This window comes from Shewanella sp. 10N.286.52.C2 (genome assembly GCF_002874545.1).
GTDB lineage: Bacteria > Pseudomonadota > Gammaproteobacteria > Enterobacterales > Shewanellaceae > Shewanella.
In genome coordinates, this window is sequence record NZ_MCTV01000014.1 from 33,530 (window position 1) to 58,348 (window position 24,819).

The following is a 24,819-nucleotide window of genomic DNA, read 5'->3' on the forward strand; positions in this document are numbered from 1 at the left end:
AGTTTGTCTCAAAAGGTGGCATTAGCCTGCCACCTTTTTATTTCATTGCCGCTTTCACATAGACATCAAAGCGGTTTTTCTTAGTCGCAATAACCATACTCGGTTTTACTCCATCAAGATCTTCAGCGTAATCAGGGCGTTTTACTGCCACTCGCTTAGTGGCTAATGCCATTGCTGGCGCCAATAGGCCATCGGCATCAAGGTCTGCGCCCACTAATGTTTGGAATACGCGCATTTCTTTTTTTACCAAGGCTGACTTTTCGCGGTGGGGATACATGGGGTCTAAATACACCACATCAATTTCTGTCGCGGTCGTTTTAGCAGCATCAGCTAAGGCACTAAGGCTCGATCCATGAAATAAACTCATGCGCTCACGCATCCACTCACCAATTTCAGCGTCTTCATAAGCACGGCGCAGTCCATCTTCAAGTAACGCTGCTACTACAGGATGGCGCTCAACCATAATCACTTTGCAACCTAGGCTAGCCAACACAAAAGCATCTCGGCCTAAACCTGCGGTGCCATCAACCACTGTTGGGGTTACTCCTTGTTTAAGGCCTACCGCTTTGGCGATTGATTGGCCGCGGCCGCCACCAAATTTACGACGGTGAGCAACAGCACCTGAAACAAAATCGACACTTATACCATCTAATTTAGGTTCATCACGTTTGTGCAGGCTTAAGGTGTTGTGCTCAAAACGCAATTCAAACTGCGCCTCTTTGCTCCACTCAAAACCCCAACGCTCACTGATATCAACCAGTGACGGATATTGCTGATTAAAAAAAATCGGTATTTGCAAAAGTATTTCCAGATATTTAGTAGACTCAAGGCTATTATGCCAAAAGCCCGCCAGAGTGAATACCTATACCTGCTTAGACTTAGCCCCTATAATGTAGCTATCTTGCAGCTTAGACTGCTTATTAATTTTCGGACACTCTCATGTTAAGTTACCGCCACGGTTTTCATGCTGGCAATTATGCCGATGTACTTAAGCACACAATATTGCTGCAAGTGCTTAAATTGATGCACAAAAAAGATAAGCCAATGGCCTATATCGATAGCCATGCTGGTGCAGGCGGTTATTCGCTAACTGATGAGTTTTCAAAGAAAACTGGTGAATATTTAGATGGCGTAGCTAAGCTTTGGGGTAAAGATGATTTACCAGAATCATTGCAGCTGTATATTGACGATGTAAAACACTTCAACCAAGGTGAGGAAGAACTGTCTTTTTACCCGGGTTCACCTGCTTTTGTTGATATGAACATGCGTGAAAAAGATCGCATGGTTTTACATGAGTTACACGGTACTGATTTTGCTTCACTTGATGAACAGTTTGCTGATGACAGACATGTTCGTGTCGTTAAAGGTGACGGCTTAAAAGGTTTGATAGCTGCAGTGCCACCACTTGAGCGCCGCGGCGTTGCTTTAATTGATCCTAGTTACGAAATGAAAACCGATTACCAAGATGTTGCCCACGCCATTATTAAAGCGCACAAACGCTTTTCTACTGGTGTTTATATGTTGTGGTATCCAGTGGTTGATAGAGCCCAGACTGAGTCAATGTTAAAAATACTGGCTGATAGTGGCATTAAAAATCAGCTGCGTATTGAGCAATCAATTACCCCTGACAACAATGTATTTGGTATGACTGCTGCTGGCTTATGGGTGATTAACCCGCCGTGGCAGCTCGATACCCGCGCCAAAGAAACCTTAAACTACCTAGAGCGCTGTCTTGGTCAAAGCGGTGGTAAAACTGTAGTTAAACTGGAAGTGGCTGAATAATTTATTTCTCGCGGTACTTTTAGCAGGTATCTTTAGCGATAATTTTAGTAAAGAAATGCCACAAAAAAGCCCATGTAATGCAGATTACATGGGCCTTTTATCATACGAGTTTTTATATTAGCTAGACTATATGCACTCATCGCCATCGTCAGTAAAAGGTCGTACAACCAGTCCAATTAGCGCGGTAAAAATACCAACGAAAATATCACCATCATGTGAATCACTGGTAGTTGCTCCCGGGCTAGAGTCACGTTCACGTCTATCTGAATTACTTTCTGCCGTGCCGCGAACAAAATCACAGCCTGCATTGGTGGCGCTTGATGATGAGCAAGCCGTGTTCAACATCATTGGCAGCAATAGACTTGCCAGTAAAATCCTTTTCTTCATCCTAATCCTTTTTTTTACATCATATTAATCTATTAAAAAAACGCCCCTGCCGCGCCCGGAAATACCACCGGACTCGCATTACCATTATCACCAACACTGGCAACGCCGAAGACATAATTATCTATGACCATGTTTTTTAATATAAATTCATTCACGTTACCAACATAACGACTATGACTCCATTCAGATTCCGTCGTTGAGCGCCAATAGACCCGATAACCTGATATATTCTTATTCGGTTGAGGCTGCCATTGCAGTTTGGTATCGGGCTGCATAATGCCTTCGATTTTCAATCCTTTTGGCGGCTCTGGTGCCCACGCCATTGAAGCCAAACTAATGGCATTAAGTGCGGTGAGTTTGGCATTAAAATCAAAATCCACACCTGCAAGCACATCACCATATTCAATACCATTTTCAGTGCGAATATCTTGATGCTGACGATCATAATGCTCATTAGCTTCCATCACTCTAACGGCAGGCATACCTGCTTTATTAAACGGTAGATGGTGCCCGCCACGACCAAAGCGATCTAAACGATATACCAACATCACATCAAGATTGGTCATGTATTGATCAACCAAGCTTTTGATTTTTCGTGCCAGATTACGTGAAGCAGAATCATTTTCGCCGCCGCTAAAATAGCGCTGTTTAGCTTCTTCTGTGGTTTCTGCAATTCTGACCCCTTCAGAAAATACCCTTACAGTAGAATTGTTAATAACCCCGTTAATGCCAGCAATATTGCCAATCATGTCGTTGTTCAATACCGCTTGGATTTGCCAGTCATGCTTTTTAGCATAATTGATCAGCACATCACCGCCATATAGCCCTTGTTCTTCACCTGATAGCGCGGCATAAACAATGGTGCCGTTGAACTGATATTTCGACAGCACTCGCGCTGCTTCAAGCGCGCCAGCAACGCCAGACGCATTATCATTTGCTCCAGGGGAAACTGACGTCAAGTCCATCGGATCGGTTACCCGAGAATCAATGTCACCACTCATCATCACCACACGATTAGGATCTGTTGTGCCTCGTTGAATCGCAAATACGTTAACCACTTCAGTGGGATCTGGAATGCGCTTGCCACTGACTGTCTCGCCTACCATGACCACTTCTAAACAGCCACCACAATCAGCAGATATCCGTTCAAATTCAGCTTTAATCCAGCGCCTTGCTGCGCCAATACCTTGGGTATCAGATTGTGTTTCAGATAAGGTATGACGAGTGCCAAAGCTCACCAGCGTTTCTACATCTGTGCGTAAACGCTTAGCCTGCGGCGCTGTGGCAATATCATATAAACGCATATCTTCTTCTGATGGCGCGAGATGACTTTGCTGGGCAGCAATCGCATTAAATCCAACAAGATTAACGCTTAATAGCGATAGTACGCCAATAACTTGATAGCACTTTTTTATGGTTATTGTGTGTGTATCCCTGTTCATATCATCCTCTTAAATCTTTAGATTATTAGCTCGCTAATGCTGCTTGATAGCGTTTTAGCAAGATTTTTACCCGCTCAACATAGGCTTGAGTCTCTGGGTATGGCGGGATTCCTTGGTACTTAGTCACGGTTGTTGGGCCAGCATTATAGGCGGCGCAGGCAAGCTCAATATCATTATCAAATCGTTCAAGTAAGTACGCTAAATATTGGCTACCACCCAGAATATTCTGCCGCACGTTATAAGCATCGGTCACGCCCAACTCTTTGGCTGTGGCAGGCATTAATTGCATTAATCCAATTGCCCCCACCTTTGAGTGCGCTTTGGCATTAAATGCTGATTCCGCATGGATCACCGCCCGAATTAACGCAGGATCTAACTGAAATTGTTTGGCAGCATCCTCGACTAACTGTTTATGCTTAGAGACAAATATGGGAATACGCTGCCAATCAAGCTGCGAGTCTACTTGGCAGGCAAAGCAGTCATACAATAAAACGTCAAAGTCCTCAGTGGTGGGCACGACATTTGAAAAAGTGGTCACGCCATTTTGTTGATACTGATAGATTTTACGTTTTGGTTTTTTAGTCTGACTACCTGCGGTCAAGGTACTTTTTGCGGTTAATGCGCTTGAAACCATTGTTGGTGCTGCATTATCCGCTGACGGCTGGCGCGAAAAATACTTCTTCTTTGCAGGAGGCTGATAACGCTCTACAACAGCCGCAGATTTTATCGCAGTTTGTTCAACAATCACTTTGGGCTTTAACACCATAGCAGGTTTTGCTGGCTGCTTAAGCGCCACGACCGGGGGGTGTAATACCTGTTGTTTCTTTGGTTTAACTTGAGAGCGGGGTTTAACTTGAGAGCCAGACTCAGCATCACCCGTGTCACTTGCTAAAGGTAATACCACAATAGGCGCATGCAAGACTTGTTGACGCTTGGGCGCTTGGGCTAGGGGCGTCGGCATAGTCGCCACTTTAATCACTTTAGGCTGCACGTTAGTGCTGGTTGCAAGCTGCTTTTGAGGTTTTATGCGCTCACTTTGCGACGCAGTAATTTTATCCGCTTGCGGCGATTTTTCAGTTAATCCTAACGACGCTGCTGTGGGAGTAAGTTTCTGATTCGGTTTGCTTTGCTCAATCTGCGTTTGTGCTTTGGCAATTATTTGCGGTTTAACTGGCGCAGTCATTGTCAGTTGAATTTTAGCTTTCTGCTGTGCCTGTATTTCAAACCCAGCTCCGGTATTGGCTTGGGTAACAGTTACGGAAGCGCTGAATAAGATCAGTAAACTTACACCGCAACCGCTTATTAAGGCGTTTGCGCAACTCTGCCTGAGTAATCGCTTTATGTATGTGTTGACCGTAAAAGCCAAGTTTGAAGCTAAAATATGTAAAGGTATTTTTATCATTATTATTATCACGTTTATATTGAGCACTGACTAGCTTGCCTCATCATAGCGAAGAATCAACACCCTGTTCACTAAACATACACTCAATGCAGATGTTGTTTTTTGCACGATTTTTTACAACTCATATAGAAACCCGACAAATACCATGGTTAAAACCATTAAAAAGCTTAACTTAACAGCAAGCTTTGACGCTACCATTCAAAAAGGTAAAAAATATAGAACAAAATGATTAAAAATATTTTTTAATTCTTTCAAAACAGCATTTTAAGCAAAAACAAGAATGAGTGTTTTTTATACCAACTTACAACATCAGTACAACTAAATAGCGCTATTTTTCGATAATTAGTTGTTATTGAGTTAGACTCAATGAAAATTTGATGTTAACTGATATTTATCAGCTTTTTCCGCCTAGATTTAAGCTTATTTTAAAATAGGTCATATAGTCTGTAGATTGGCAAAATCTCAAACTCTAATAATTAAGCCTATTTAAGGGATATTCATGAACCTTGATCCATCTAAAGCTGTGCCTAATAAGGGTACGCCTCAGGACCTCGCCTCAAGTGGCACCTTTGTCCGTTTTCTTAACATTGTCGAAAGATTAGGCAATTTATTACCTCACCCAATTACCTTATTTGCCATGTTCTGCTTAGCTGTCATTGCCATTAGTGGTATTGCGGGTTATTTCGAAATGACAGTTGCAGACCCTCGCCCTATGGGCAGCTCAGGTCGCAGTGAGGATGGCTTAATCCATGTGGTCAGCTTGATGAATGCTGAAGGTTTGCGGATGATCGTATCCAACTTAGTGACTAACTTTACCGGCTTCACCCCATTGGGCACTGTATTAGTGGCCTTACTGGGTGTCGGTATTGCTGAGCGCTCAGGGTTATTATCTGCCGCTATGCGTTTATTGGTCATGGGCACTTCAAAGCGCCTTGTTACACTAACGATTGTGTTTGCAGGTATTGTGTCCAATACCGCATCAGAGCTAGGTTATGTGGTGCTGATCCCAATGGCGGCAATGATATTTCACTCCCTTGGGCGTCATCCTTTAGCCGGATTAGCAGCCGCTTTTGCTGGGGTATCCGGTGGCTACAGCGCTAACTTACTATTAGGCACGGTCGACCCTTTACTATCAGGTATCACTGAAGCTGCGGCGCAAATGATTGACCCAGATTATATTGTTGGCCCAGAGGTCAACTGGTACTTCATGTTTGTGTCGACCTTTTTAATCACTATATTAGGCGCACTGGTTACCGAAAAAATCGTTGAACCCAAACTAGGAAAATACGATGTATCTGAAGCGGCTGATGACTTATCTGAACAGAAAATGGATATTGTCACTACAGAAGAAAAACATGCCTTAAAGGTGGCGGGTTTCTCTGTATTGGTCTTATCAAGCTTATTGGCATTGACCATTATTCCTGAAGGCGCCCCACTACGAAATCCTGAAACCGGCTTAGTTTCAGGCTCACCATTTTTAAAAGGCATTGTGGCGTTTATCTTTATCGGCTTTGCTATCCCGGGCTTGGTGTACGGTAAAGTGGTCGGCAGCATGAAAAAAGACACCGACATCATTAATGCCATGTCTCACAGTATGAGTACCATGGGTATGTATATTGTGTTGGTATTTTTTGCCTCGCAGTTTGTGGCTTTCTTTAAATGGACCAATTTAGGCGCGGTATTAGCGGTAACTGGCGCGGATGCCTTGAGCAGTATTGGTTTAACTGGGCCATTAGTATTTGTACTGTTTATTATGTTGTGTGGTTTTATCAACTTAATGCTCGGTAGTGCTTCGGCGCAATGGGCAGTTACTGCGCCGATATTTGTACCTATGTTAATGCTAGTAGGCTATGCCCCTGAAACCATTCAGGCAGCGTATCGAATAGGTGATTCGGTCACTAACTTGATAACGCCAATGATGAGCTATTTCGGTCTAATTCTGGCGGTTGCAAGCCGTTATAAGAAGAATCTAGGTATCGGTACCTTGATTGCCACCATGCTGCCTTACTCAATCGTGTTCTTTATCGGTTGGACGCTGTTCTTCTTCCTATGGGTATTTGTTTTAGGCTTCCCTGTAGGTCCTGGCGCTGCAACTTATTACACGCCATAACGAATGTCGTTGTCATACCATAATGACTGAAACTGATTAGCTTATTAGCCCTGTATTTACAGGGCTTTTTATTGCGTTTTTGACAGTGACTCTTTCATGGAGGGGTATTCATTGATAGGTATTCATTGATAGGTATTTATTGATAGGAGTATTTCATTGATGGCACTATTTCATTAATAACAGGAATTGGGTTAGTTGCATTTGCTAGCTATAACCGAGGTTCTGCAACCAAAGCATCGAACTCAACTTAACTGACTCGAGTTATTGCAATACAAGGTGCTCCCACTGATCCGGTCGTTCTTGTCATAGCGCCGTTAACCTGCGCCCATGCCATTAAGCATATCTCACTATGTTAGGTCACAGTAACAGCGCACTTCTCCCTGAGTCAGCTCATCAACTTAAGCGATAGCATGGCTGATTAAAGGCAATAAGCCTTAAATAACGAGCAACAAAAAGCCCAGCATCTGCTGGGCTTTTTAAGGATAACTACAGTGATTAGCGCTTATTCAGCTGAATCACTTTTCGTTTCAGGTGGTACATAACCTTTACGCTCTTTCTTATTGAAGATTTTCTCAACCACCACGAAGAACAGTGGGATTAAGAAGATACCAATAAAGGTAGAACTCATCATGCCACCAAGTACGCCTGTACCTAGTGCATTCTTACTACCAGAACCAACACCGGTACTAATTGCTAGCGGTACAACACCTAAACCAAAGGCTAGAGATGTCATCAAGATTGGACGTAAACGTACTCGCACTGCGTGCAAAGTCGCTTCAACCAGTCCTGCACCCTTGTCATAGAAGTCTTTGGCGAATTCTACAATCAAGATGGCATTCTTGGTTGCCAGCCCTACCGTCGTCAGTAGACCTACTTGGAAAAATACATCGTTAGGTAAACCACGACCATTCATCGCCAGCAGTGCCCCGATAACCCCTAATGGCACAACTAGGATTACCGCAAATGGTACCGTCCAACTTTCATAAAGTGCTGCTAGTACAAGGAATACCACTAAAATAGATAGTGCGTATAACGCTGGCGCCTGGTTACCTGATAATCTCTCTTCATAAGATAAGCCATTCCACTCGATACCAAACCCTGGTGGTAAATCTTGCACCATTCTCTCGAAATCAAGCATTGCATCACCAGAGCTATATCCGGGCATAGTTGCACCTTGAATATTGACCGCTGGTAAACCGTTAAAGCGTTGTAATTGTGGCGAACCAAATTCCCATGAACCAGTAGTAAAGGCCGAGAAAGGTACCATTTCACCTTTTGAGTTACGCACAAACCAGGTTTCTAAATCACTTGGTTGCATACGGTATTCAGCATCACCTTGTACGTATACTTTCTTAACGCGACCACGGTCGATAAAGTCATTCACATACGAACCACCATAAGCGGTTGCTAGTACACTGTTTACATCATCGATATCCACACCTAAGGCGCGAATTTTAGCTTGATCAACATGGATTTGGTACATAGGTGCATCTTCTTGCCCATTAGGACGTACGCCCACAAGGTTCGGATTCTGCGCTGCCATACCTAATAACTGATTACGGGCTGCAATTAACGCCTCATGACCTTGACCACTACGATCTTGCAGGTACATATCAAAACCATTGGCCGTGCCTAATTCAATTACCGCTGGCGGTACAAAGGCAAACACTAAGGCGTCTTTCATCTGCATGAAACGACCCATTGCACGGTTAGACAAGGATTGAACATCTTGCCCTTCACCACCACGTTCAGCCCAGTCTTCAAGACCGACGAAAGCAATACCCATGTTTTGACCAGAGCCAGCGAAACTGAAACCTGCAACACTAAATACAGATTTAACGATATCGCCTTCTTCTTCCAAGTAATAGTCACTCACATCCTCAAGCACTTTCATGGTGCTTTCTTGAGTCGAGTTAGTTGGCAAAATTGCTTGGGTAAACAAGATGCCTTGGTCTTCATCTGGCAAGAATGCTGTTGGCATGCGCATGAAAATCCAACCAGTCGCGATAACCAGTACAAGATAGACACCCATCATGCGCACAGTACGCTTAAGGATTTTTGCTACACCCGCTTCATAGCGCGAGGTTAACTTATCAAAGTTACGGTTAAACCAGCCAAAGAACCCAGTATTAATATGGGTATGGCCTTTTGGAATTGGTTTAAGCATGGTGGCACATAATGCCGGGGTTAAAATCATCGCGATTAAAACAGACAGCGCCATTGCAGACACAATCGTAATCGAGAACTGACGATAAATAACACCAGTTGAACCTGACATAAATGCCATAGGTACGAATACTGCTGACAGGGTTAAACCAATACCCACAAGTGCGCCAGTAATTTGATCCATCGATTTGCGGGTGGCTTCAAGTGGGCTTAAGCCCTCTTCAGACATAACACGCTCGACGTTTTCCACCACAACAATCGCATCATCTACTAACAGACCAATAGCCAGTACCATAGCGAACATGGTTAAGGTGTTAATAGAGAAACCAGTCGCTGATAAAATGGCGAATGTACCAAGTAATACCACGGGTACCGCAATCGTTGGAATTAGTGTTGCTCTGAAGTTCTGCAAGAACAGATACATGATCAGGAACACTAAAATCACTGCTTCGATAAGGGTATGCACAACACCTTCAATTGATTTCTCAACAAATGGCGTAGTGTCATATGGGTAATAAATCTCTAAGCTGTCAGGGAAATAAGTTTGCAAGTCAGCAAGCATTTCACGAACATTTTTTGCGGTATCAAGCGCGTTAGCACCTGTGGCTAACTGCACACCAATACCAGCAGCGGGTTTACCGTTAAAGAATGATTCCACTGAGTAGCTTTCAGAACCCAGTGCAACGCGAGCTACGTCGCTCAGGTAAACGTTAGCACCAGAGGTGTCAGATTTGAGAATAATCCCTTTAAATTGCTCAGGAGTTTGCAAACGGCTTTGGGCAGTAATGGTCGCATTTAATTCTTGGCCAGCAATTGATGGCGCACCACCTAATTGACCCGCTGAAATCTGCGCATTTTGCTCACGAATCGCGGCCATAACATCAATACTAGTTAAGTTGTATTGCGTCAGCTTTAACGGATCAAGCCAAATACGCATTGCATATTGGGCTCCGAATAATTGCAATTCACCTACACCAGCAACACGGCTTAACGGATCTTGAATATTGGCAGCAACATAATCGGCAATATCGGTTTTATCCAGCGAACCATCTTCAGATACAAACGCTGCAACCATCAAGAAACCAGCACTTGATTTAACCACGTTAACACCCTGAGATTGCACCTCTTGCGGTAACAAGGTCATCGCAGCTTGCAGCTTATTTTGCACTTGTACTTGAGCAATATCCGGATCGGCTTCAGCATTAAAGGTTAAGGTGATTTTTGCATTACCAAAACTATCACTGCTTGAGGCAATATAACGCAGATGGTCAATACCCGTCATACGTTGTTCAATAACCTGAGTTACTGTATCTTCCATGGTCTTTGCAGACGCGCCAGGATAAAACGCGGTTATTTCAACTGTTGGCGGTGCAATACTCGGGTACTGCGCCACAGGAAGATCTTTAATTGCTAAGACCCCTGCCAACATGATTAGAATTGAGATCACCCATGCAAAAATAGGGCGATCGATAAAGAAACGAGCCATAACGTTACCCTATTTAGTTGGAGTGTTTTCGGTTAAAACTTGTGGAGCAACTTCAGCGCCAGGACGAACTTTTTGCAGACCTTCGACAATCAATTTGTCGCCAGCCTTTAAGCCTTCAGTAATACGCCATTGGTGATTAATCACCTCTGCTGTTTTCACCACGCGCGCTTCAGCTTGATTATCAGCATTAACAATCATAGCTACCGCTTCACCTTTTGTGTTACGGGTAATGGCTTTTTGCGGCACTAAAATGGCTGATGGATCTTGTCCGGCATTTAAAATCGCGCGCACATACATACCAGGCAACAACACCCCATCAGGGTTAGGGAATTCAGCACGGATAATCACCGAACCTGTTGCTTCATTGACGCTCACTTCAGAGAACTGCAATGTACCTACGTTCTCGTAAGTGCTACCGTCTTCAAGAATAAGGGTCACTTCAGCATTTTCGCTTTGCTGTAACTTGCCTTGTCTAAGTTTTGACTTAAGACGTAATAGTTGTGCACTTGATTGAGCAATATCGATATTGATTGGATCAAGTTGCTGAATTTTCGCCAGTGTGTTTGATTGATTAGCAGTAACTAGTGCACCAGGAGTGACACTTGATGTGCCAATACGACCAGAGATTGGTGCACGTACTTCTGTGTATTCAAGGTTGATTTTAGCAGTATTAATTGCTGCCTCAGCAACAGTCACCTTAGCGATTGCTTCTTTGTAGGCTGCATCAGCTTCATCAAAGTCTTGGGCACTAATAGCATTAGTTTTAACCAAGGCTGCATAACGGTCTGCTGTAGCTTTCGCAGAAGCCAAGGCTGCATTCGCGCTGGCTAAATCTGCTTCTGCGCTAACTAAAGCAGCTTTGTAAGTTGCAGAGTCAATTTGATACAGTGACTGACCCGCTTCGACATCTTTACCTTCAACAAAACCACGGTTGGTGATGATGCCTGATACCTGTGGGCGTACTTCCGCTTCTAAAAAAGCACGACTACGACCTGGTAATTCAACATAAATGGCTTGAGACTGCTCAGTCACACTCATCACCCCTACTGGTGCGGGTGGTGCTTTTTGTTGGCCTTGGCCTTGTTCGGCTTGACCACAAGCGGTAATCCATAAAGCCGCAGTGATAACTGAGGCTATTTTCAGTGCTTTGCGCATGACTGCTCCTACTCCTAATGACATCATCAGTAAATTTCACCTTGTTTGAAGGGTAAATATTTGCTGGATATATATTTCAACGTTTTTCAACGTTTTAAGCTTGAAATTTTAATGGACGTTGTTATCCCATACACTTGCGAGCTCAACAACCATTACAACCAATTAAAAAATTATAAATTGTAAACAAATAATAAACTTAGATACTTTGTATACGCTTTGTTGACTTAGCTGTAGCAACAACAAAAAATACACACGAAAGTGTTACAAAAAGGTTAACTGGCTCACTTTTAAAAGTGCGTAAATATACACCATTCTCATTAAAAAAGGTGTGCGCCTAGTATTAAATTCTAAAAAAATATCCTCATACGATATTAATTATTGCGCTTGCATTGCGACAGTAGGCTCTGTCAGCATATCACGCCACCAGTAGGCTGCCTGAGTAGGGAAATCAACTGAAACCGCCTCACCAAATATCGGTGTTAGCACTGGTATATTCGCTTGCTCGGCTAAGGTCGTAATACGCTCTAATGGCTCAAACCAGTCATGTAATGATAAATCGAAAGTACCATTATGGATTGGTAACATGGCGCTTTGCTGAAAATCTGCGCCGTTTAAATCAATATGCGCCTGTAAGCTCTGTTCAGGCATCATATGAATGTCACTCCATAATTCATTATAGGCGCCAGTTTCAATCATGGTGATATCAAATGGCCCATAACGCTCACCAATGTCTTTAAAACCTGAGAAGTAACCGCCATCACCACTAAAGAATAGTTTGTTTTTCTCGCCTTGGATCACCCAACTTGCCCATAACGTAGTATCACGATCGAATAGCCCACGCCCAGAAAAGTGCTGTGCAGGGGTAGCGACTAACGTCAGCCCCGCCAAATTCAGTTCTTGCCACCAAGCCAATTGCGACACTTTACTTGCGCTAATCCCCCAATCAATAAGGTGATCGCCCACTTTTGATGGCGTCACAAAATGCTCAACTTTCTTATTTAAGGCCATAACGGCCGCTTTATCAAGATGATCATAATGATCATGACTAATAATGACCGTCTTAATAGCAGGTAATTGTTCAATACTTATTGGCGATTGATGAAATCGTTTTGGCCCAGCCCATTGAACTGGAGATGCACGTTCGCTAAAGACAGGATCTAACAAGATATATTCACCGTCCAAGCGGATGAGTAATGTTGAATGACCTAATCTAAATATTTGATCTTCAGTACTGAAGCTTAAGCTCAATGTCGTCAGTGGCAAAACAGGCACCGGCTTTACAGGTGTTGGGTGTGCTCTTTTGACGGTAAAATAACTTTTTACTATTTGCCAAATATCACTTAAACCTGATTGATAGTTAATCTCGGTATTTTGAAATTTCTCGTGAGTTTCTTGCGCATTTTTATCATAGCTGCACCATGCTTTTAAGCTAAACGACACCATCAACACTCCAACAATAAATAACCAATATTTCATATTAACGCCAAAAAAAGTAAACTACACGGTGCAGTTTATGGATTTATTGTTGAAAAGTAAACTACTCAGTGTAATATACTTGCACGACTCCCAGCGAAGATTTGTAAACAAGTATGACAATAACCAAGAAAACCCTCAGCCAACAAAAGCATGAAGCCATCGTTGACGCAGCCAAGCGGATGTTCAAAAAACTGGGGGTTGCGGCGACCAGCATGGATAAACTGGCAGAAGAGGCGCAAGTGTCTAAGCGCACTGTTTACAACCACTTCGCCACTAAAGAAGCCTTAGTCATGCACCTAGTTAGTGAGTTATGGTTTGAAGCCATGGCCAGCAATCAAGAGCAATATCAACCTCAACAGGCACTGCTTTCGCAATTGTCAGCCATCATTTTGACCGAAATTCAATTCATCAACTCTCAAGAGCATATTGATATGGCCCGCGTCGCTATTGGGCATTTGTTTTACAATAGTGAAGAGATGTGCCGTGAAATAGAAAAAATGAAACTGCATGAAACGGCATTATTACGCTGGATAAAAGCCGCTGCAATTGATGGAAGGATTGAGGTTGAAGATGCTACTTTTGCCAATGAGCAACTATTGCATTTGATCAAAGGCCAGTGTTTTTGGCCGCACATTTTAACCTGTTGCGCACTGTTAAATGATCAACAAAGACAGCATTTAGCCGATGAAACGGCAACAATGTTTTTAGCCCGTTATGAGCTTAAAGCCTAAACTGTAATCAAGGGTGCGGGCTTAACGTTAAGCAGGCTTAAGCCTTAAACAGCGCTAAGCCATTAACACCACCAGCAAATAACAGGTGGTTTTATAGTCGATTATCGCCAACACTTAGTGAAATAATGCGGCTAATTTCAGCCAAGGTGAGTCCTGACTCTTGTTGCCAGTGGTTAAAAGCCGCTTGGGATTGGCGCAATGCCGTTTGCGAGGTAAATCCGGCATCAACCACCTTAGTGGCTTTGAGATATGACTGCACATCAGTGGTTAATAAAAACGTATCCTTACCCACATTACGTAAAAAATACGGCCCAGTATTGCCACCTAAACGACTGCCTTTCTTTTTTAATACTTGCCAAAGTCCTGTGATATCTTCCGATGGCCAATTAGCAATAAACTCAGCAAAGCTGCCATGCTCAGCCGCAATTTGCTGCACCATATAGGCATTATCAACAATAGATTGGGTTTTCTTTTGATGGCGAATAAGCGTTGCGTCAGTGGCGCGCTGCTGAATTTGATCCGGTGACAGCATTAATACTTTAAACGGTTCAAAATCAAAGAAGGCTTTTTCATACGCAGGCCATTTATTCTCCACCACCCGCCACACAAAGCCACTTTGAAACACTTGCTTGCTCATGGCAGACAAAAGTTGTCCATCAGAAAATTGACCAATCTCATCCGCTTCAAGGGTCAGAGGCAATAAATGAGCTAACGCCTTACTGCCACCTTTTCGCTCACTGGCGCGGTAAAAAATATCGCTGAATTTTTCTAATTTGGCCACAAGCTAACCCCGTTAAATAAATGACTAGCGCTTATTATGCTACCTGACTCAGCTTAGGGGCAATATTCTGATCTTTTTTTACTTGCAGAAATTGTTTCCACTTAACCACTTCAGCAGTCATTACTGGCATAGCGCCGTCGTAGCCCGCTTCGGCAATTAACTTACTGATAGGCACTTGCTTACCTTTGCAAACAAACACACCACGCACATGGGCAATACAATGAACCCCACGATTAGATACAAAGCGCTGCTCAATATAGAAATATTTCTCATCCCAACCAACTATCTTGGTTTCAATGTCAAATTTCTCCAGCGGCTTAATATCTTTAATAAAGGTAAACTCAGATGCGTTTACAATGGGCAGCCATTTAAGTTTTAAAAATCGCTTCATTAAACCCATTTCAGCAATCATATAAGTACGAGCTAAATCTAAAAAGGCAGGATAGCGAGAATTAGTAAGATGCATATTGATATCGCAATCGAGCGGTAATGCGCGATATGAAATACGACTGGTACCTAAAAAATCGATGTGATTACAGTGACGAATACGCCAGACAAACAACCAAAACAGACGAAAATATAAATTCATGGGGCTACAACTCCTTTGTCAGCGGCAAAGGCTATCAGAGGTCATACCAGCGAGCAAGTTTGTTCACAAAATTATCCAGTCACCCCCTAAAACGCCCCACTCTTGATGACATTTTATATCTAAGACTGTGAGCATAAGCCCTTTTTTTATAGTCATTTTTGCCATAAAATGGCCGCGCTTAACTTTATTAAGCATCACAATTTAAATTCTCAGGGCGGGGCGCAATTCCCCACCGGCGGTAAATCGAGGCGACTAAATGCGCCAAGATGAGCCCGCGAGCGCTCGATATTTTTCGAGGTCAGCAGATCTGGTGACTTAGGCCATGTTTTCACATGAAGTACGCCTAACAGTCCAGAGCCGACGGTTATAGTCCGGATGAAAGAGAATAGAAAACACCACTACTTAGGTATGCTGGTGCATTTCGTTTGGCGTAAAGCCACTCTTCAAAGCCCTGATTCTGGTATTTTTTTAGGAGTAAACCATGAATCAGCTAACACTACTTTCGCCATTTGGTGATCCAATCGAACGTGTTGAAAAAGCCTTAGCCGCCTTACGATTAGGTAACGGTGTGTTATTACTCGATGATGAAGATCGTGAAAACGAAGGTGACATCATTTATTCAGCCGAGCACTTAACCGCAAAACAAATGGCATTAATGATCCGCGAATGCAGCGGCATTGTGTGTTTATGTTTAACGGACGAGCAAGCCAACAAACTTGAACTGCCGCCAATGGTGCAAGACAATAACAGTGCTAACCAAACTGCTTTTACGGTTTCAATTGAAGCTAAAGAAGGAGTGACTACAGGCGTTTCAGCTCAAGATCGAGTAACGACAGTAAAAACGGCTACAGCAGTAAATGCGAAAGCCAGCGACCTCGCTCGTCCGGGACATGTATTTCCACTGCGCGCGCGTGCAGGTGGCGTTATGGCTCGCCGTGGTCACACTGAAGGCACGGTTGATTTAATGCAAATGGCCGGTTTATCTCCTGCAGGTGTTTTGTGTGAAGTAACGAACGAAGACGGCACTATGGCCAAAGCGCCTGAAATTGTCGCCTTTGGTTTAAAGCACAATATGCCAGTATTGACCATTGAAGATATGGTGATGTATCGCTTGCAGCATGATTTGAAATTAGCCTAAGGCTTGTTTATAAAGAGCATCTATTTCAAAGCTCTGTTATAAATAAAATGGTAAAAAGAGACGAATATACGTCTCTTTTTAATTTTCAGCTTTATAAGTTATTCACAAACGCTTTATAGCGGCTCATCGCGTGAGCGTTAACTAGCATTCCTTGGTGACCAGTATTTGGCACCATGATTAACGCTTTAACCTCTGACTGACTCGCATCAAATAATTTTTCAGACAACTCTGCTGGTACTTGATCATCATTCTCCGCGCCAATGACCAGTAATGGGCCTTGGTAGTATTGCGCTACCACTTGCTCATTATCTGCTTTACGGAAATCTTCAGGCATTTCGATACGGGTAAATAATAGATACCAAGGTGTTTTCTCATCAATCCAATCATCAACATTGGTGGCAGAGCCTTGTAATACTAATGCGTCGACACTATTGGTTTTTACTAATTGCGCAGCAATGAAACTGCCTAGAGAATAGCCATGCACAATGACTTTATTTGTTGGGTAATGCTGGTGTAAATAGTCAAGTTGCAACTGTGCATCGGCGATTAAATTTTCAATTCGAGGCTGACCTTCACTGGCCCCTAATCCACGACGATCAACAATGAAAATGTCGGTATTGAGTTCTGATAGTCTGGTTAATATTGATAAACTGTCAGGCTCAATTTTCATGCCGTTACCTTGAAAAAACATCAAGGTCGTATCACTTGTAGGGTTATCGATGTAAAAGCCTTTCAACCTGACTTGTTCGCTGGCATCAATACTCACTGGCGTAATGATATTGTTAGGCATGACTTGTTGTAATTGATCAACAAAATCAGTTTGATAGGCGGCTGGTTGCTCATCACTAACAATAAACGTATCTTCACTGATCCTTATGGTACAAGCGGTTGTCATCAATATCATGCAGCCAACTACGGCCCCAGAGAATATATTTTTAATCAAACTTTTCATCTCATCTTCCTTTATAAAAAACGGTCTAGGTTTCATCCTGATACAGTAAAATATCACCCGGTGAACACGCTAAATGCTGGCAAATCGCATCTAACGTCGAAAACCGGATAGCTTTAGCGCGGCCACTTCTCAGCACCGATAGATTTTGTGGCGTAATCCCAACGAGTTCAGCCAGTTCAGTTGACTTCATTTTCCGTTTTGCCAACATCACATCGAGTTCAATAATTATGGCCATTAAATTGTCAGATCTGCCTCTTGTTGTAATTCAGTCGCATGCTTCATCACCCATGCGATGCAATAAAAAACTAGCCCGAACAAGGCAAACTTAAGTTCATAACTACCAAGGCTAAAGTAAATCGGCACTGCACTACTGAGACCGCTAAAGTGCAGTACAGAAGCCACAATCATCGGGTAAAACAGGCTCAATACAATCCACCAAACAAATACCAGCGCGATATGACGTAAGCAACGGAAGTTGTTTTTTGTGAACACTAAGCCTTGCTGATAAAGGTCAAATAACTGATATAGAAAAGTATAAATAAGTAAGTAGGGTAAAATTTCGACGCTACCTAATATCACTCCAGCATGAAAACCTTCAGCATAAAGTGTCTCGGCTAGGATTTTCCACGGCGCACCAAAGTCGACAGCCAGGTAACTGTTAAACCAGCCCCACCAGTCGATCGTCATTACGTATTCGCCTTCTCGAAACTCACCAAATACCATAGTGGCGCCATAACTACTGATTTGTAGCAAGGCTAAAAATATAATAAGTAATTTAATCCATTTACTAAGTAAAACTATTCTATCCATGATTAATTTAGGGTCGGCTAAAGTTAATTAAACGTTAACAGAATTAATAATTAACAGCAACTAATTACCGTTAAACGATAATTACCTCTGTTGATTAGATAATGATAAAAATTGATTTATAAGCTGCAGTCATAAAAAAACCGACAGTAATATGTCGGCCAATTAGATGAACTCTAAATCATGCTTACAAGTCGATAAATAACTGGTTTAAAAGCTGTTTAATTTTCGGATCATTATCTTCAAACTTAATACCTACATTGACTTTGCCATTTTCAAAACGGCTATTACATACTTTGGCTGGTATGGTGATATTCGTGTCATTGGCGTTGCGAATATTGACGAAGATCTCCTTCTCATTCACTTTTAGGTTTTCATTGTCGGTCTTAAACAAGAAGCCACATCCCTTGGCAGAAATATCAGCAATAATCCCTTTGAGTTCAGAGCCGAGCTTACCTTCACTGTCTTCTCTTGCCTGTATTGAAGACGGTAAATGGGTCGCAAAGCGTTGATGAGTGCGTAATTGACGGTTCTCAATTTCTTTGGGATAGGTGAGAAATATGAATTTTTCAGGAAATTTAGTGACGTTTCTAATGGTGGTTTTAAATGCAAAACACTCACCTTGCTGGCCTTCCAACAAATAACGCACGACCACACCATTACCATGAGCAAAAACATCTTGATGATTATTCATCTGAAGCGGAGCTGGATGTTTGAGAATAATATACTTACCAATCTCGTAGCCCACTAACGTGGCTTTAGTTCTAAATTTAACCGGGGAGTTTATTTGTAGATCAACCAAATTACCTGGCATTAAACTAAAAAATATTTGTTCAACTTGTGCGGTCAAAATACGATCCCATTCTAATTTTTATCAGCAACATTCTAGTGCATTCACAACAATAAATTAAGCATATTTAGTGACTTAAAATGAAACTGTGTGATCTTTAAATAATAAAAAGGTGCCCTAAGACACCCTTGAAATAGTCATAACTCTCGCAAGCTTAACTCACTAGGCGTTTATACCTGAATGACGCAATAGTGCATCGGTATTAGGTTCACGACCCATAAAGCGTACAAATAAGGTCATTGGCTCTTCACTGCCACCCATTTCTAAGATGTTATTTAAGAAGCTTTTACCGGTTTCAGGGTTAAAAATACCTTCGTCTTCAAAACGAGAAAACGCATCTGCCGATAATACTTCAGCCCATTTATAGCTGTAGTAACCCGCGGCATAACCACCAGCAAAAATGTGCGCAAAACCATGTTGAAAACGATTAAATGCAGGTGGAACATTCACTGCAACTTGGCTACGAACTTCATCTAAAATCCCCTGAATGTCAGCGCCTTTAGCTGCATCAAACTCATGGTGCATTCTAAAATCAAACAATGAGAACTCAAGTTGGCGTAACATCATCATCCCAGATTGAAAGTTCTTTGCTGCCAGCATTTTATCCAATAAAGCTTTTGGTAATGGCTCGCCGGTTTCAAAATGACCTGAAATTTTCGCTAATGCCTCTTCTTGCCAGCACCAGTTTTCCATAAACTGACTTGGCAGCTCTACCGCATCCCAAGGCACACCATCGATACCCGATACGCCGCCCACTTCAATTTGAGTCAGCATATGGTGAATACCATGACCAAATTCATGGAATAAGGTGGTCACTTCATCATGGGTGAATAAAGCAGGTTTACCGTCTACTGGGCCATTAAAGTTACAGGTTAAATAGGCCACAGGCTTTTGCAAACCTGTGGATGTAACGCGGCGACCACGACAGTCATCCATCCAAGCGCCGCCGCGTTTGCCGCTGCGAGCGTATAAATCTAGGTAGAAACTGCCACGATGGACTTTATCAGCATCATAAATGTGGAAGAAACGCACATCATCATGCCACTTATCAAACTCATGTTGCTCTTCAATGGTTAAGCCAAACAGGCGTGACACTGTGTAGAACAAGCCTGATAGCACTGTGTTTTCAGGAAAATATGGACGTAGTAGTTCTTGAGAAACTTCGTACTTGTGGTGCTGTAATTTTTCTGCGTAGAAACTTAAATCCCACGATGCCATTTCAGTCACATCATAATGCTCTTTAGCGAAAGCTTTTAACTCAGCAAGTTCAGCTTTGGCTTGATCTTTTGAGCGTAGGGCTAATTCATTTAAAAATGACAATACTTGACTAGGATCATTGGCCATTTTAGTTGCTAAAGATTTATCAGCATAGCTGTCAAAACCCAATAGCTGGGCTAACTCATGACGCAACGCCAAGATTTCGTCCATATTGGCAATGTTATCAAATTCGCCTGCATTGGGCCCTTGATCCGATGCTCGAGTCACAAATGCGCGATAGCATTCTTCACGTAATTGACGATTTTCGCTGTAGGTCATTACCGGTAAATATGAAGGGAAGTCTAGCGTAAATAACCAGCCTTGTAGCTCTTTGGCCTCTGCCATAGCTTTAGCTGCCGCAATAGCTGAATCAGGTAAACCCGCTAATTCAGTGTCATCGGTAATCAGCTTAGTCCATGCTTGGGTTGCATCAAGCAGTTGATTTGAAAAATTACTGGTAAGCTCTGATAGGCGTTTTACTATTTCGCCATAGCGCAGTTTTTGCTCATCATTTAAGCCAATACCCGATAACTCAAAGTCACGTAAACTATGGGTCAGTAAGGTTTGCTGCGGGGTAGTAAGCTTTGCAAAACCGTCAGATTGTTGCAATGATTTATAAGCTTGGTATAACCCTTGGTGCTGACCCACAAAAGTGCCATATTCAGATAATAACGGTAAGCATGCATCGTGCGCTTCGCGCCATTCATCAGTGCTAACCACTGAGTTCATGTGTGATACTGGCGACCAAATTTTGCTTAATTGATCGTCCACTTCTTCAAGGGGGGCAATTAAGTTTTCCCAAGTGTAAACAGAGTTATTGCTTAGCACTTGTTCAATTTTACTTCGACAAGTTGCAATAGCCTGCTCAACTGCTGGCTGGATATGCTCCGCTTTGATTTTCGAAAACTGCGGCAGTTCAGTGTCACTTAGCAATGGGTTGCTCATCTTTGATTCCTCGGGAAGTCGATTCAATATCACCTTCATTGTTAATAGGGGTTAAAGTGGCGAATTTCAAGGGTAAGCAATCATCATAAGCAGGATAAAAGCATCATAGTGACCAACCATTGTTAACCCCTAAGTGCATTAACTAAATGCCAGCAGCGCAATTATCACTCACTAACTGAAAGCCAACACAATAACTGTGAATAAGATCTCAACCTCAGTCAGCCACTTTTTATAAACAAATATTCGACAAGTTGATCACAAATCGTACTCGTTATCATTTTTATTTGAGAAAGTTAATGTATTCTCATTAAAAATTAATTCCTTTTGAGTCTGATACTAAATATGAAACCAACATTGTCATTGTTAGCTGTATCCCTATTGAGTATTTCCCCTTTTATGTCAGCAGCGAATGCCAGTGATGTTGCTGTCGCAGTTGATTTAGGTTGGGACTCAAAATACATCTCAGAAGGGCGTAATAACCTTGAAGATGGCGGCATCTATTGGGCTGGCGCAGCCATAGAAACGGGCAATCTAACCACTTATGCAGTTGTTGGCCGTGGTGACAGTGTTCATTACACTGAATGGAACTTTGGTGTTGAATATAGTTTGCAGCTCCATGATGACTTAGAAACCTTAATCGGCTACCAACGGCTTGAGTTTTATGGTGATGAGCGCGCAAACGATAATGAATTATTTGCTGAAATTGCCTATATCGGCGTGCCTTGGCTAATTCCTTCACTGGCTTATACCTTTGCCACCGAGGCCAGTGGTTATTTTGTTGAACTGAGTTTACATAGCCCCTGGCAAATCAGTGAACGTTTCTCTGTTACACCCTATGTGACTCAAGGATTTGATTTTCGCTATGCCAGCCAAGACAACGATGGTGCCAATCATTTTCAGTTCGGAGTTGAAGCGGGTTATGAAATCAGCTCAGAAATTGCTATTAGCGCCCATGTTGGTCACTCGATTGCAATGGAAGATATTAAGCAGCAAGCCCGCAATGAAGGCGTCACGGGCAGTTTAGATCAAACTTATGCAGGGGTTAATTTAAGCTTTAGTTTCTAAACCTTTAGTTTCTAAAGCTTTATAAAAATAGCGTAAAAAACGCCCATAGATTTATGGCGAAAGTCTACCGCATATTCTAAGCTAAGCGGGTGAACCATGACTCACTTGAAGCAAAGGAATGCTTATGACCATATTGAAAGGGATTTTTCCGCTTATTTTTGTGTTTATAATTAGCCAAATAGCGCCATTATTTATGACCATTGACTCACCTCAGGCCAACGAATTTGAGCAATTAATCAGTAAACCGGCCAGCGAGAACAAGCAACCCAACCAAGCATCACTATCAATGAAGTCATTGCCGATGAATGTGGTACTTGATCATCAAGGTCAAGCAATCGAGCTACCCGCCACACAATCAGCGCTGGACTATTCTGCTGATGAGATGCTGCTAGAACCGTCGTCTACTCAGCAAGCAGTAAAGCGTGATACAAGCACCGCAAACAATAAAAAAGCCACCAGCAAAAATAAACCGCTCAAACTAGCAAAAAAGACCGCTAACGACCCCAGTTGTCGCTGGCTAGGTAATCGGATTAAACAACTGAGGGTGCAATTAAAAAGGCACTACTCAGAACATGTTGAAACTGAGCTATCTCATCGACAAACTGAGTGGGATTGCTTGCAATGCTCAACCTCAGGCCCAAGCCAAGAGCAATACTCCCAATGTCAGTATCGGCGCTAAACAAACCATAAAAACTTTTTAGCCACAGTAAAACCAATTCCCGACTTAAGCGGCCTAGGAGACTAGCTTGTGGCTGAATTCCGCCCTACAATGGCTGCAAATGAAATATTCTTATCCTAAGAAACCACTTGTTCGAGGTAAAAACCTCCAAATAACAAGCTGTAAAAATACAATTAGAGAGGGTTAACATGGCTCAACATTTTGACTATATCTGCCTAGGCGCAGGTAGTGGCGGTATCGCTTCAGCAAACCGTGCCGCACAGCGCGGCGCCAAGGTATTAGTAATTGAAGCCAAGCATGTTGGCGGTACCTGTGTAAATGTGGGTTGTGTACCTAAAAAAGTCATGTGGTACGGTGCTCATGTCGCTGAAGCCATGAACCTATATGCAAAAGATTATGGTTTTGATGTTACGGTAAATAAGTTTGACTGGAATACCTTAGTTGATAATCGCGAAGCCTATATCGGCCGAATTCACGATGCCTATGGGCGCGGCTTTGCTAACAATAAAGTCACCTTAGTAAATGGTTACGGTCGCTTCATTAACAGTAACACTATTGAAGTGAACGGCGAGCAATACACCGCTGACCATATTACTATTGCCACTGGCGGCGCGCCGACTATTCCTAACATTCCTGGTGCTGAATACGGTATTGACTCTGACGGTTTCTTTGCTTTACGTGAACAACCTAAACGCGTTGCTGTTGTTGGTGCTGGTTACATTGCGGTAGAAGTTGCCGGTGTATTACACGCCCTTGGCAGCGAAACCCATTTATTAGTGCGCAAACACGCCCCGCTACGTAATTTCGACCCTATTTTAATTGAAACCTTAGTTGAAGCAATGGCAACTGATGGCCCTAAACTTCACACTCATAGTATTCCAAAATCAGTGACTAAAAATACTGATGGCAGCTTAACGTTAGAGCTTGAAAACGGTGAGTCACTCACGATTGATTGCTTAATTTGGGCCATTGGTCGCAGCCCATCAACTGGCAACATTGGTCTAGAAAATACTGATGTCACCCTAAATCCTAAAGGTTACGTGGTTACCGATGCACAGCAGAATACCACCGCAAAAGGTATTTATTGTGTTGGTGACATCATGGAAGGCGGTGTTGAACTGACGCCAGTTGCAGTTAAAGCTGGGCGCTTATTATCAGAGCGTCTATTTAACGGCATGACAGATGCCAAAATGGATTACTCGGTTATTCCTACCGTGGTATTCAGCCACCCGCCAATTGGCACTATGGGCTTAACTGAACCAGAAGCTATTGAGCAATATGGTGAAGCCAACGTTAAGGTATACAGCTCAGGCTTTACCTCTATGTACACAGCGGTAACGGCACATCGTCAAGCCTGTAAAATGAAGCTGATTTGCGCTGGCGACACCGAAGTGGTTGTGGGGATTCACGGTATCGGTTTCGGTATGGATGAAATCTTACAAGGTTTCGGCGTAGCCATGAAAATGGGCGCAACTAAAGCTGACTTTGACGCCGTGGTAGCGATTCATCCAACTGGTGCTGAAGAGTTTGTTACCATGAGATAAGTCATCGTTAAATAATGATTTAAAGCAAAGCGAGAAGTCATTTCTCGCTTTTTTATCGCTTTTTTTAACTACAAA

Annotated in this window: 20 protein-coding genes, 1 pseudogene and 1 riboswitch; of the genes and pseudogenes, 7 read left to right on the forward strand and 14 right to left on the reverse strand. The window is 42.7% G+C overall.

Annotated features, from left to right (window positions below; genetic code table 11):
• Nucleotides 1-37: 37 nt before the first annotated feature.
• On the reverse strand, nucleotides 38-805 hold the full coding sequence (locus BCU94_RS06815; RefSeq protein WP_198589950.1) for a class I SAM-dependent methyltransferase: 768 nt from the start codon (nucleotides 803-805) through the stop codon (nucleotides 38-40).
• 134 nt (nucleotides 806-939) lie between these two features.
• Here BCU94_RS06815 and rlmJ point away from each other — a divergent pair, with 134 nt between their 5' ends.
• On the forward strand, nucleotides 940-1,782 hold the full coding sequence (gene rlmJ, locus BCU94_RS06820; protein ID WP_102475961.1) for a 23S rRNA (adenine(2030)-N(6))-methyltransferase RlmJ: 843 nt from the start codon (nucleotides 940-942) through the stop codon (nucleotides 1,780-1,782).
• Between the two features lie 126 nt (nucleotides 1,783-1,908).
• Here rlmJ and BCU94_RS06825 read toward each other — a convergent pair whose 3' ends face one another.
• From BCU94_RS06825 to BCU94_RS06835, 3 genes and pseudogenes are all read right to left on the reverse strand, one after another.
• On the reverse strand, nucleotides 1,909-2,169 hold the full coding sequence (locus BCU94_RS06825) for a hypothetical protein (protein ID WP_102475962.1): 261 nt from the start codon (nucleotides 2,167-2,169) through the stop codon (nucleotides 1,909-1,911).
• 32 nt (nucleotides 2,170-2,201) lie between these two features.
• Nucleotides 2,202-3,611, reverse strand: coding sequence for a M28 family metallopeptidase (locus BCU94_RS06830; RefSeq protein ID WP_102475963.1), 1,410 nt, complete (start codon nucleotides 3,609-3,611; stop codon nucleotides 2,202-2,204).
• 25 nt (nucleotides 3,612-3,636) lie between these two features.
• Nucleotides 3,637-4,182: pseudogene (locus BCU94_RS06835) on the reverse strand (lytic transglycosylase domain-containing protein); the annotation flags it as partial.
• Between the two features lie 1,330 nt (nucleotides 4,183-5,512).
• Here BCU94_RS06835 and BCU94_RS06840 point away from each other — a divergent pair.
• Complete coding sequence (locus tag BCU94_RS06840; RefSeq protein ID WP_102439386.1) at nucleotides 5,513-7,123, forward strand: AbgT family transporter; 1,611 nt, start codon at nucleotides 5,513-5,515, stop codon at nucleotides 7,121-7,123.
• A gap of 502 nt (nucleotides 7,124-7,625) precedes the next feature.
• Here the strand turns inward: BCU94_RS06840 and BCU94_RS06845 are convergent.
• The 3 genes from BCU94_RS06845 to BCU94_RS06855 all read right to left on the reverse strand — a co-directional run bounded on the left by BCU94_RS06845 (nucleotide 7,626) and on the right by BCU94_RS06855 (nucleotide 13,406).
• On the reverse strand, nucleotides 7,626-10,775 hold the full coding sequence (locus tag BCU94_RS06845) for an efflux RND transporter permease subunit (RefSeq protein ID WP_102439385.1): 3,150 nt from the start codon (nucleotides 10,773-10,775) through the stop codon (nucleotides 7,626-7,628).
• Between the two features lie 9 nt (nucleotides 10,776-10,784).
• A complete protein-coding gene (locus BCU94_RS06850; protein WP_102439384.1) occupies nucleotides 10,785-11,930 on the reverse strand; it encodes an efflux RND transporter periplasmic adaptor subunit in 1,146 nt (381 codons plus the stop codon).
• Between the two features lie 375 nt (nucleotides 11,931-12,305).
• Nucleotides 12,306-13,406, reverse strand: coding sequence for an MBL fold metallo-hydrolase (locus BCU94_RS06855; protein ID WP_102475964.1), 1,101 nt, complete (start codon nucleotides 13,404-13,406; stop codon nucleotides 12,306-12,308).
• Nucleotides 13,407-13,519: 113 nt separating this feature from the next.
• Here BCU94_RS06855 and BCU94_RS06860 point away from each other — a divergent pair, with 113 nt between their 5' ends.
• Nucleotides 13,520-14,137: a TetR/AcrR family transcriptional regulator gene (locus BCU94_RS06860; RefSeq protein ID WP_102475965.1), complete on the forward strand. Its 618-nt coding sequence runs from the start codon at nucleotides 13,520-13,522 to the stop codon at nucleotides 14,135-14,137.
• A gap of 91 nt (nucleotides 14,138-14,228) precedes the next feature.
• Here BCU94_RS06860 and BCU94_RS06865 read toward each other — a convergent pair whose 3' ends face one another.
• Nucleotides 14,229-14,918 carry a DNA-3-methyladenine glycosylase I gene (locus BCU94_RS06865; RefSeq protein WP_102475966.1) on the reverse strand — a complete coding sequence of 230 codons (690 nt, stop codon included), beginning with the start codon at nucleotides 14,916-14,918 and terminating at the stop codon, nucleotides 14,229-14,231.
• A gap of 34 nt (nucleotides 14,919-14,952) precedes the next feature.
• The gene (locus tag BCU94_RS06870; protein ID WP_102439381.1) at nucleotides 14,953-15,507 is read right to left on the reverse strand and encodes a thioesterase family protein; all 555 of its coding nucleotides are present in this window, start codon (nucleotides 15,505-15,507) and stop codon (nucleotides 14,953-14,955) included.
• A gap of 201 nt (nucleotides 15,508-15,708) precedes the next feature.
• Nucleotides 15,709-15,898: riboswitch (FMN riboswitch) on the forward strand.
• A gap of 90 nt (nucleotides 15,899-15,988) precedes the next feature.
• Here BCU94_RS06870 and ribB point away from each other — a divergent pair.
• Nucleotides 15,989-16,645: a 3,4-dihydroxy-2-butanone-4-phosphate synthase gene (ribB, locus tag BCU94_RS06875; protein WP_102439380.1), complete on the forward strand. Its 657-nt coding sequence runs from the start codon at nucleotides 15,989-15,991 to the stop codon at nucleotides 16,643-16,645.
• Between the two features lie 91 nt (nucleotides 16,646-16,736).
• Here the strand turns inward: ribB and BCU94_RS06880 are convergent, their stop codons facing one another.
• From BCU94_RS06880 to prlC, 5 genes are all read right to left on the reverse strand, one after another.
• Nucleotides 16,737-17,597, reverse strand: coding sequence for an alpha/beta fold hydrolase (locus BCU94_RS06880; protein ID WP_102475967.1), 861 nt, complete (start codon nucleotides 17,595-17,597; stop codon nucleotides 16,737-16,739).
• Nucleotides 17,598-17,622: 25 nt separating this feature from the next.
• Nucleotides 17,623-17,832, reverse strand: coding sequence for a helix-turn-helix transcriptional regulator (locus BCU94_RS06885; RefSeq protein ID WP_102439378.1), 210 nt, complete (start codon nucleotides 17,830-17,832; stop codon nucleotides 17,623-17,625).
• Complete coding sequence (locus BCU94_RS06890) at nucleotides 17,832-18,407, reverse strand: DUF2975 domain-containing protein (protein WP_102475968.1); 576 nt, start codon at nucleotides 18,405-18,407, stop codon at nucleotides 17,832-17,834. Before BCU94_RS06890 ends, BCU94_RS06885 begins: the two co-directional genes overlap by 1 nt.
• 184 nt (nucleotides 18,408-18,591) lie before the next feature.
• Nucleotides 18,592-19,254: a flagellar brake protein gene (locus tag BCU94_RS06895; protein ID WP_241904967.1), complete on the reverse strand. Its 663-nt coding sequence runs from the start codon at nucleotides 19,252-19,254 to the stop codon at nucleotides 18,592-18,594.
• A gap of 162 nt (nucleotides 19,255-19,416) precedes the next feature.
• Entirely contained in the window at nucleotides 19,417-21,456 is a 2,040-nt protein-coding gene (gene prlC, locus BCU94_RS06900) for an oligopeptidase A (RefSeq protein WP_102475969.1), read from the reverse strand.
• Between the two features lie 342 nt (nucleotides 21,457-21,798).
• Here prlC and BCU94_RS06905 point away from each other — a divergent pair, with 342 nt between their 5' ends.
• From BCU94_RS06905 to gorA, 3 genes are all read left to right on the forward strand, one after another.
• Nucleotides 21,799-22,521, forward strand: coding sequence for a hypothetical protein (locus tag BCU94_RS06905; RefSeq protein ID WP_102475970.1), 723 nt, complete (start codon nucleotides 21,799-21,801; stop codon nucleotides 22,519-22,521).
• Between the two features lie 124 nt (nucleotides 22,522-22,645).
• Nucleotides 22,646-23,200 carry a hypothetical protein gene (locus BCU94_RS06910; protein WP_102475971.1) on the forward strand — a complete coding sequence of 185 codons (555 nt, stop codon included), beginning with the start codon at nucleotides 22,646-22,648 and terminating at the stop codon, nucleotides 23,198-23,200.
• Between the two features lie 188 nt (nucleotides 23,201-23,388).
• Nucleotides 23,389-24,744 (forward strand): glutathione-disulfide reductase, encoded by a 1,356-nt coding sequence (gene gorA / locus BCU94_RS06915; protein ID WP_102475972.1) that lies wholly within the window; start codon nucleotides 23,389-23,391, stop codon nucleotides 24,742-24,744.
• Nucleotides 24,745-24,819: the final 75 nt, after the last annotated feature.